General features: G+C 60.1%; 11 protein-coding genes. All 11 read right to left on the bottom strand.

The annotated features are described in order from the left end of the window. A partial coding sequence (locus tag AC07FD_RS22090) for a hypothetical protein (RefSeq protein ID WP_478351546.1) occupies positions 1-400 on the bottom strand: 400 nt, incomplete at its 3' end. Next, complete coding sequence (locus tag AC07FD_RS22085) at positions 400-726, bottom strand: phage upper tail fiber protein (protein WP_478351545.1); 327 nt, start codon at positions 724-726, stop codon at positions 400-402. The genes AC07FD_RS22090 and AC07FD_RS22085, both read right to left, overlap by 1 nt. Before the next feature lie 42 nt (positions 727-768). Further along, positions 769-1,578 carry a hypothetical protein gene (locus AC07FD_RS22080; protein WP_478351544.1) on the bottom strand — a complete coding sequence of 270 codons (810 nt, stop codon included), beginning with the start codon at positions 1,576-1,578 and terminating at the stop codon, positions 769-771. A 31-nt stretch (positions 1,579-1,609) separates the two neighbouring features. Next, positions 1,610-1,891 carry a hypothetical protein gene (locus AC07FD_RS22075; RefSeq protein WP_478351543.1) on the bottom strand — a complete coding sequence of 94 codons (282 nt, stop codon included), beginning with the start codon at positions 1,889-1,891 and terminating at the stop codon, positions 1,610-1,612. An 11-nt stretch (positions 1,892-1,902) separates the two neighbouring features. Further along, positions 1,903-3,345, bottom strand: coding sequence for a hypothetical protein (locus tag AC07FD_RS22070; RefSeq protein WP_478351542.1), 1,443 nt, complete (start codon positions 3,343-3,345; stop codon positions 1,903-1,905). A 92-nt stretch (positions 3,346-3,437) separates the two neighbouring features. Next, positions 3,438-3,851 (bottom strand): hypothetical protein, encoded by a 414-nt coding sequence (locus tag AC07FD_RS22065; RefSeq protein ID WP_478351541.1) that lies wholly within the window; start codon positions 3,849-3,851, stop codon positions 3,438-3,440. Positions 3,852-4,209: 358 nt separating this feature from the next. Continuing rightward, positions 4,210-5,352 carry an AAA family ATPase gene (locus tag AC07FD_RS22060; RefSeq protein ID WP_478351540.1) on the bottom strand — a complete coding sequence of 381 codons (1,143 nt, stop codon included), beginning with the start codon at positions 5,350-5,352 and terminating at the stop codon, positions 4,210-4,212. Positions 5,353-5,613: 261 nt separating this feature from the next. After that, entirely contained in the window at positions 5,614-6,105 is a 492-nt protein-coding gene (locus AC07FD_RS22055) for a hypothetical protein (RefSeq protein WP_478351539.1), read from the bottom strand. 390 nt (positions 6,106-6,495) lie between these two features. Further along, the gene (locus AC07FD_RS22050) at positions 6,496-6,693 is read right to left on the bottom strand and encodes a helix-turn-helix transcriptional regulator (RefSeq protein ID WP_478351538.1); all 198 of its coding nucleotides are present in this window, start codon (positions 6,691-6,693) and stop codon (positions 6,496-6,498) included. A gap of 97 nt (positions 6,694-6,790) precedes the next feature. Further along, on the bottom strand, positions 6,791-7,342 hold the full coding sequence (locus AC07FD_RS22045; RefSeq protein WP_478351537.1) for a hypothetical protein: 552 nt from the start codon (positions 7,340-7,342) through the stop codon (positions 6,791-6,793). A 1-nt stretch (position 7,343) separates the two neighbouring features. Further along, on the bottom strand, positions 7,344-8,672 hold the full coding sequence (locus tag AC07FD_RS22040) for a tyrosine-type recombinase/integrase (RefSeq protein ID WP_478351536.1): 1,329 nt from the start codon (positions 8,670-8,672) through the stop codon (positions 7,344-7,346). Positions 8,673-8,717 lie beyond the last annotated feature (45 nt).

The raw sequence follows: 8,717 nt of genomic DNA, 5'->3' as shown, positions 1-8,717 counted from the left end.
CGCTGACCAGTTGGTAGCCATCGCCGAAGGGATCGAAGGCCAAGAGATAACCAAGTGCGGCCACCTGTTCGGAGGTGGAGATTGGCACTACGGCATCGTAGCCGGTGCCGCCTTGCCCGATGAAATTCGTGCCCGGCGGATAGCCGGCTTCCGGACCCCAGCCGATGTGGATGGTGTTGTAACCGGTGACCTTGGTGTCGGTGCGAGCACCACCAATGACCGGGATACCGTCGACCTTATAGGTGCCGATGACAATAGGGATAGGGCGGCCAAGAACCTTGGAGACCGAGTAGGGCGACGCGGCCGAAACCGGCACCGGCTGAGTAGCGGTGCTCTCCGGCGGGGTCTGGACCCAATGCGCACCAGCGTTCGACGTCCCTGGTGTTGCAAACCAGACCATCAGCCGACCACCAGATAGAGCGTGGCCGGATCCGGCGGGGAAAGTGCGTCGTATTCAGCCTGCGAGAGCTTCGCGATGCGCTCGATATCCGAGTTGACCGCCGGGAAATCGGCCGGGGCAATATCGTAACTAAGATAGGCGGACGGGATGCAGCGCAGCATATGCCTCGTCGGCATCGCGAACGGGCCGACCGTCGTGTTGGCGGTGAGTGTCATCTCTCCAAACGATTGCTCTCCGGGGTTATTGCCGAGGCGCTCGATGCTGCCCGAACCGGCGCCGCCGGAAACGGTGATTGAGATTGCGCTGTAGGCATCGAGGCTGATCACCTCGAGGCCTGTGGGGGGAAGAGTCGACATCGATCTTCCCCCCTAGGCCGCAGCCTGGACGCCATCGTCGGGCAGGCTGAAGGGCTTCAGACTGGCAAAGAACTTGTCGATCCTGTCGTCCAGGTCGTTGAGGTTTTCAACAGTGGCAGTGGTCTGAGGCTTTTCCATCTTGGCCTTCTCAGCCGCGATTTCCTGCTCGACGGCAGCGCTGGCCGTTGCCATCCACCGGTCGAACTGAAAGTCGGGACCATCGCCGAAGCCGCATTCCGTCCTCACGGTGCCGACCGCCATCTCGATGGCTGCCGTGGCGACCGCTATTGCCTCCTCGGCTTCGTTCATCGCACCGATCGCCGGACCGTGCTTTTCCTCGATCATCCGCCGCTCAAGATCCGCACGAAACTCCGGCGTCATACCGGACAGCGCCGCCGGTCCCTCGAATGCGGCGACGAGAAATTCGGGATCGGACATGACTAGTCTCAACATGTCGCCCTGAGCCATGCCGCGAAGCATGCTACGGATTTCCTGGCGTAGAATAGCGCCGGCAATGTCGGTCTTGTCCGGCTTCGGCACCGCCAGGGCGAGCTTCTGATTTTTTATGGCGTTGGCCGCCTTCTGCGTCTCCCATTTCGAGCGCGCCAGGTCGGGAACAACCTTCTCGGCCGCCAGAGCGCGAACCGATTCGCTCAGGCCCTTCGCGCTCAACGTGCCTGGCCCGGATATTTTCGCCCGATGCGCTGGCAGGCTTTCGATGAAGCTCAATGCCTTCTCGAAAGAGCCGTTCAGCTTCGCCAAGTCAGAACGCTCGGACCATTCCGGCCGCCAACGGGATTTCAGGGTTTCAATGCGGTTCATTTGAATGGTTTCCTTTTCAATGTTGGGGCGATCAGCCCTTGGAAAATTCAGCAATCAGTTCCTCACCGCGTGCCTTGATCTCGGCACGCCATTCGCTGCCACGGTTCGGCGCAAAGTTCGGATGCACCATCGTCAAGGGAACTTCGTTCAGCGGTTCGGTGAAGGTCCGGGGGGCTTCGACTGGCACATTGCCGTTCGCAACGGCCATGTCATGGGCGGCCAAGTCCACATAAGCGGCTCGCAGATCGACCAGGACGGCGGCATAGCGCTGGCCGGCGGTGTCTCTGGCGTTCAAGAGTTCGTCCAGGGTCATGTTCGGGTTTCCTATCGTTGAGTGAATCGGGCGGCGTCGGAGAGCGCGCGATCGAGCTTGGCGTATGGGTCATTGCTGCCCATCGGGACGCTAAAGGCTGAGGATCCAGCGCCATGGCCGAAAGGCACGGTGTAGGCTGTCGGCGCCGTACGGTTCTCCTGAAGCAGGAAGACAGCGCCTGCGGCAGCGTTCGCCAGATCATCGTGTGCGCCAGCGCCCGGTCCGTGGTCGATCGATTCCCGGCCGCCCCGCGCAACACGACGCTCGAGACCGACGATCTGGGAAACCAGCTTCGGATTATCGAGAAGATCGACCAAGCCGCTGTTAAGGGCGGGCAGCATGTTCATATAAAGCTCGCTGCGGTTCTTCTCGGCCAAGCGGTACTCAATGCCGTGGTTGCGATAGAGTTCGCGCGGAAACTCGCCCGCATATCGATCGCCGTGCACGGCACTGATGCCATAGAGCTTCAGGAGGGCGGCATATTCAGCTGTGACGGCTTCCGGGCTGAAAGGTGGCTTCCGCTCCCGCAAGGCGTCCAGAACAGCCTGCTTGCCTTCCCTGTGGCCTATACAGAGCGTGTAGGAATCGGAACTGCCGCCGGACGGGTCAGCAAAGGCCACATAGTGGTATTTCGCATCGCGTGGCCGCTCGAACACACCTGGAGGCACGCAACCCTGGACCACGTCGAGACTGACAAACTGTTCGATGTCGGTGCGGAACTGTGCGCCATACTCCGCACCAGCCGACGACGGGTCATCCCGATAGGCTTCGGAGATGAGTTCGCTATCGCGGCTCAAGCTCGGGTTCATCCGCCATGTCGGACTCTGCACAACCAAGACGTTGCCCGGCTTGCCGTAGTTCGCCTTCCATTTCTTGTACAGGAGCCCCTTGCGGGCATGTGGCGAGCTGATGCCGATGAGCATGCTGCCTGAAATCGTTGCCATCGCCGGCTTTACCGCTCGGTATATTTCCTCGTCGGGATTGACGCTGGATTCAGACATCCAAAACGCAACCTCGTCGAACACGCATGCAATGACAGTTCGACCACGCACCCGACGCCGGTCATTCGTGGTGATCTCGATGGATAGGCCGTTCTTCAGTTCGATACCGTCTGCCGTCTCCCGCTTCACGGTCTTGCGCAAGATCGGCTGTTCGAAAAATGCCCGGGTGTAGTTGAGAACGATCTTGGCCTGATCACGGTCGACGGCAAGCACCTGAACGACGCCACGCTCGCCACGGACAAGCTTGGAGAGATACCCATAAGTCTCAGCGCCGAAGGTAGCGAGATAGGCGGCAATGCTGCCGGCCTTCACGTCCTTGCCAGAACGACGGCCACAGATGAACCACGCTTCGGTTGCCGGCGACGTCGGCGCCTCGTCCCTGCCTGTCAATTCACGGAAGACTGCCATCTCCGCCTCATTGAGCGGAAGCCCGAACAGCGCCTTGTCGATCACGCGCCACGTATCCCAGCTTTCAGCCGCGAACCATGGCCCAAACAGGTTCGGATCCTGGCAGGCTTCCGCGTAGGTGATGGCAGCCAAGGCGCTCACGTGGCCGCTCCTGCCTTCTCTGCGGCCTTGTGGGCCATGTAGGTGGAAATGTCGGGCGTGATGTCTCGCGGTGCAGGATCGAGGCCAATCAACTCGGCATCACGGCGCCGGCAGTTGAGCAGGGTTGCAAGCTCTGACAGGCTGATCTGTTCGCCTCGAAGCCAGCGCACTTGCGCATCGCGGATCATGGCGGAGGTACAGGCCACGTCTTCAATGATGGCCATGCGAAGCGCACCGATGTCATCGCCGCCGCGCTCACTTATCAGCACATCGCGAAACTCAATTGCCTGTTGAGCGGCCTTCGTGCGCTTGTCGAGATCATCGAACGTAACGAGACGCGCCTTACTGCCGCCCTTTGACGGGGTAGCGGCCTGGCTTTCGGCTTCTATCTGGTCGGCATCTGCGAGCAATTGAATTAACTCCAAATCACGGCACAAATGTACGCCTGTTTGTACGTAAATTGCAATATGAAAGCTGAAAGCCTTTATCTGCAAGGAATACGGGCGGAGATACGCTCCGCCGAACTGCAAGGGTGTCGAGCTGGTTAGACACTCGGAAAGGGTCTTAAAGCCTTGCGTAAAAAATGTGGGCGTCCGTTGTTTTCGTGGGTGCCGTCCACGCGGCGTGCCCTCTCAAGGGGCAGCGCAGCGCATAGGGGTATGGGGGGATGTGGGGGTAGGCAGTTGGAAGCCAGTTGGCAGGCGTTGCCAGCCAGTTGGCAGGGCGTTGGAAAACACGTTGGAAGGGCGTTGGAAGGGCGTTGGAAGCTCATTCCCGCCCTCCATAGGTCGCTGTAGCAATTCGGTTTCGGACCTTGGACGGTGGCCCGTAGTCGACGATTTTGATCTTGCCGGCCTCGAAAAGCCGGTTCATTGCTTCGATCATCCCGCGCTTGCCGATGCCGCTCGATCTGCCGTCCTTCCCGAACACAGCCGGAGCGTAGTTGGCTGAAGGGGTTGCACTGACAAACCTTCCTTCCGCCTCGTATGCCGCGAGCATTTCGAGAAACGTACGGTCTGCCTTCGATTGGGCGGCCATGACGGTAAAGCTATCGCCTTCGGTGATGTTGGCGCCGAAGACACCTGCTTTCCATCTGATACGGATCTCCTGCCCGGTTCGGCCATAGTTGGCTTTGACGGTACGCAATACTCGCACGTCAGGATCATCCTCGGTTCCGTCGTTCGACTTGACGCGATCGAGATAGAGACGGCTGCGAACGCTGTTGTTCCAGCCAGTCGAACCGGACGAACCGGATCCGGTGGCGATCCCCGCAAGGCTTGGATGAGCCAGGACAAGTACGGTGGTGCCGTAGCGGACACAGAGACGGCGAAGCAGTCCGATGAATTGCCGTGCCTGGGCGCGTTGATTTTCCTCGCCCCCGAACAGATCGGCGAGGGTGTCCAGAATCACCAGGGCGGGGCGTGACGTGCTTACGAGACCGTCGAGAGCCTCGTAGAGCTTGGTTGGCTTTAGAACATTCCCCTTGCCTTCAGGAATGGCCAAGATGGCATCCTGTCCTGCGAGCGGGACAATGGAAAGTTTCTCTATATCCGCAAAGCCGATATCTTCACGGGCCACGATGTCGACGAGCCGGCGGTGCAACTCGTCTATGTCGTCCTCGGCTGAGAGGTAGAGGCAGGCGCCTGCCTTGGCTAACCTGCCTACCCAATAGCCGCCGATTGTCGTAGCTACGGCTAGTTGCAGCGCGAGCAGACTTTTACCGGTGCCGCCATCGCCATTGAGCAACGTCACCGTCGCTTCCGGGACCAGATCATCCACCCGCCACTGGCGCGGCGGCACCGCGCGACCTTCGAACGATTGGGCGCCGACAACATTCAGCAAATCACTCGCACGCGGCTTGCCGGGATTGTCGACGTAGCGCGGAAGATCCTCGTCATATTCTAGCCTCATCGCCGCATCTCCCGCCTGGCCCGTTCGGCTCGCCATTCGACGGCAGCGATGCAGATCCACTCAGGTACGTCCGGGACGTCTAGCGGCATTCCTTGGCGCCCATTCCAGCGGGACAGAAGGTGTCCAGCATCAGAAGCAAGGCGGTTGAGCGCCGGACACTGCATGCCGGAATCGTCAAGCTGGAATGAACTGTCCATCAGATGCAGCCGGGCAAGGGAAAGGGCAGACAAAGCCCCGCTCGGGATGGCTGATACGAAGTGCTCAGCGTTCATCGCTTGTGCCTCCCCTGCCAGCCGGCAGAACTTCGGAGGCCCATCGGGCGATCAGGGCCGCTTCGGCACGGCCATGGTCCTTTTTCCTCGTGAAGTGATCAGAGGCGGGCCATAGTCGGATAGCTAGGGCGCGAGCCTTTTCCTTGTCACTGTCGAGGCGGAAGTGACGCTTCCATGATGTTGGCGAAACAAGGTGCACTGGCACCACGAGCGCAGCCAGAACGCCTAGAACCGTGCCGTGGGCAACACCGAAGCGAAACATTGAAGACACGCCCTGTCCGGGGCGCGCGGCGACATTCTCGACAATGGCCAGGTCAGGACGCATCTGCTCAATGCGACGTGCGAGGCCAGCGGCATCAATCGACTTAGCCACGATCGGCATATCATAGGCGGCGATACGATCCGCCGCTGCGGGGAAGTAGAAGGCGACGGCGCCGGACAAGCCGGGATCGACGCCTAGGATGCAGATGTTGTTGCTCATGCCGACACCCCGCCGAATGCGAGTTCGGCGATTAGGCGGGAGATGGGCGGCTTTAGCCCGTAGCGCGCCTGCAAAACTCTTGCTTGGAAATTAACCGGAAACAGGATAATCTCGGGATTGTCTGTAGCCGGGAAGCCAGACGCCTTTTGAAGGCCGGTGCGCGCACCATACGCGGCCGGCTTTCGCTTTTCTGGAAACATCATGCTGCACGCTGACGACGCAGAAGAGCAGCGACGCGGCAAGCTTCACAGGCTTCCGCCAGGCTGAGTCCGTATCTTTCGCGCAATTCGGTGATTACCGGGCGCCTAGGATTTTCCCGTGAGTTTTGGACGAGCCATTGAGCGGCCAAGTCGACGGCCGATGTCATTTCGTGATCAATGCCGGAGTTGCTCATGCAGCGACTCCGTCGCGGGCATCAATGCGCGTCTTCTGCCATTGAGCGATGTCGCTCTCCAGCCAGCCGACCGAGCGGGCGCTGATTTGGATTGGCTTGGGAAAGTCGCCGGTCGCCATCTTGGCGTAGATGGTAGTCCGGGGAAGCCCGGTGGCGCGCTCTACCTCGTCGCGCCGGAGGATGTTCTGGACCATGGATTGCTCCTGTTGGGTCTTGTTGGACACAACGGGAACATCACAGTTCAGCGCTCAGGTTTCGACGAACCAACCTGTTGCAACCGGCAACAAGCAGTTATTGCCGGAAACGCTTAAATAGCTGTGCCGCTGCCGAACTGGCCGTGCGAGACGACATGGTAGGCCGTTCGGCGCCGGGATCGCTTTCCACTAGGTTTTGAAGCCAGCGCGCTACATCGGCTTTCCGACGCCAGCCCTTCACGTTTGTCGGCTCCGGGAATCCCCGCTTGGCGACCTCCTGCTTAAAGCGTTCCGTGTACGCGTCCCAGTCAAACTCGAAAGGTCGCCCACCGTTGTCTCGCTCTTTTGGTGTCGGCGAGCTTTCTAAAGCCGCAACTCGGCCGCGAGCCGCAGATGCCAGCACCCGGACGACGAGGATCAATTGATTTCTGTGAATGTTCCTTGTGTCGGGTATTCGGCCTCGAGCCATTGCATCTTCTGCTTGCTCGGATCTCCAATAAGAGGCCTCGATCGGAAAGAGTTTGCCAAAATGGTTCATCCTGAACGCCTGCCTTTTGCCGGCCGACAACAGCGAGCCAAGGATAGCAGCGCCTTCTCTGTCCCTGGCCTGATCAAGTTCCTCAAATCCATCTGGCAGAAATCCGACCATTTCAGAGGCTCCCTCTGATCGGAGTGACGTTCGAAGCCGATACAGACTTTGCCGCCGCGCAGAAGTCCGCCCAATCAGTCATCAGCCGGCGCCGCTTCTCCATCAGGTCGCCGCGACGATAGGCGGCTTCGGTCTTGTCACTGACTGTGTGCGCCAGCGCCATTTCCAGCATCTCGTTTGGATATGCAGTCTGCTCGGCCGCCCAGTCCCGGAACGTGCTGCGGAACCCGTGCACGGTGAGTTCGTCGCGCTCCATGCGGCGGAGCGTCATCAGCAGCGCCATGTTCGAGAGGGATTGGCCTTTCTTGTCGCCGAGGAACACGGATTCTGAATCCTTCTCGCGCGGGAGACTGGCGAGGATTTCAAGCGCGCGGTCGGAAAGCGGGACGCGGTGCTCTTTGCCCGCCTTCATGCGGTCGCCAGGGACCGTCCACAGTGCGTTGGCGATGTCGATCTCTGGCCACCGCGCCCCGACGACCTCGCCCGTTCTGGCGGCCGTCAAAATGGCGAATTCGAGCGCCTTGGGGCTGACGCCTTCCATCGCGCGGACGTCGACCACGAAAGCCCCTATCTCGCTATAGGGCAGCGCCGCGTGATGCTTGACCTTCGCGACCTTGCTACGGGCCGGTAGGAGCTTGTCGAGATGCCCGCGCCAGCGCGCCGGGTTGTCGCCGTGCCGGTAGCCGCGCGCTGTTGCCCAATTGAGAATGCTTTCGATGCGCCCACGCACCCTTGTCGCCGTTTCCGGTTTGGTGTTCCAGATGGCCTCCAGAGCCTTCAAGACAAGCGTTGTGTCGACGCGAGAGACGGCGAAGCTTCCGAACCCAGGATAAGCATACGCCTCTAGCGTGGCCTTCCATTGGCCAGCATGCTTGATGTTCTTCCAACCAGCCCGGTGCGCCTTAATATACGCCTCGGCAGCTTCCTTGAAGGTCAGCGCCGTTGCCGATGCCGCCAGCTTTTCCAGCCGTTCGGCCTTGCGCTGTTCGATCGGGTCATCAGCATCGAGCAGCTTGAGCCGTTGCTCGGCGGCACGTTCCCGCGCCAGCTTGAGCGAAACTGTGTTGACCGAACCCAGGCCCATCTTGCGGGGGCGCCCCCCTAGCATGAAACGGAAGATCCAGCTTTTGGAGCCGCCCTTGGCTACCTGGAGGTAAAGGCCCATGCCATCGGCATATAGGCCGGGCTTGGTCTTGGCGTTCACGGCGGCAACAGACAGGCGGTTGATTTGCATTCGAACTCTCCCTGCGAACAACTCTACGTACAACTTGTTGCGGGACGTTACAAGACACCATGGGACGTTATGGGAACTCAAACCCTGACGCTGCAAGGATTCTTTCCGAAATGTGGGAAGCTCTCGGAACCCCTGGGATTA

Source organism: Mesorhizobium waitakense (assembly GCF_056431085.1).
This window is presented reverse-complemented; position numbering and strand designations above follow the sequence as displayed.

Bases quoted from the DNA above. Each gene is read 5' to 3' on its own strand.
- AC07FD_RS22080 (WP_478351544.1), bottom strand. From the start codon at position 1,578: ATGAACCGCATTGAAACCCTGAAATCCCGTTGGCGGCCGGAATGGTCC.
- AC07FD_RS22075 (WP_478351543.1), bottom strand. From the start codon at position 1,891: ATGACCCTGGACGAACTCTTGAACGCCAGAGACACCGCCGGCCAGCGC.
- AC07FD_RS22060 (WP_478351540.1), bottom strand. From the start codon at position 5,352: ATGAGGCTAGAATATGACGAGGATCTTCCGCGCTACGTCGACAATCCC.
- AC07FD_RS22055 (WP_478351539.1), bottom strand. From the start codon at position 6,105: ATGAGCAACAACATCTGCATCCTAGGCGTCGATCCCGGCTTGTCCGGC.
- AC07FD_RS22050 (WP_478351538.1), bottom strand. From the start codon at position 6,693: ATGGTCCAGAACATCCTCCGGCGCGACGAGGTAGAGCGCGCCACCGGG.
- AC07FD_RS22045 (WP_478351537.1), bottom strand. From the start codon at position 7,342: ATGGTCGGATTTCTGCCAGATGGATTTGAGGAACTTGATCAGGCCAGG.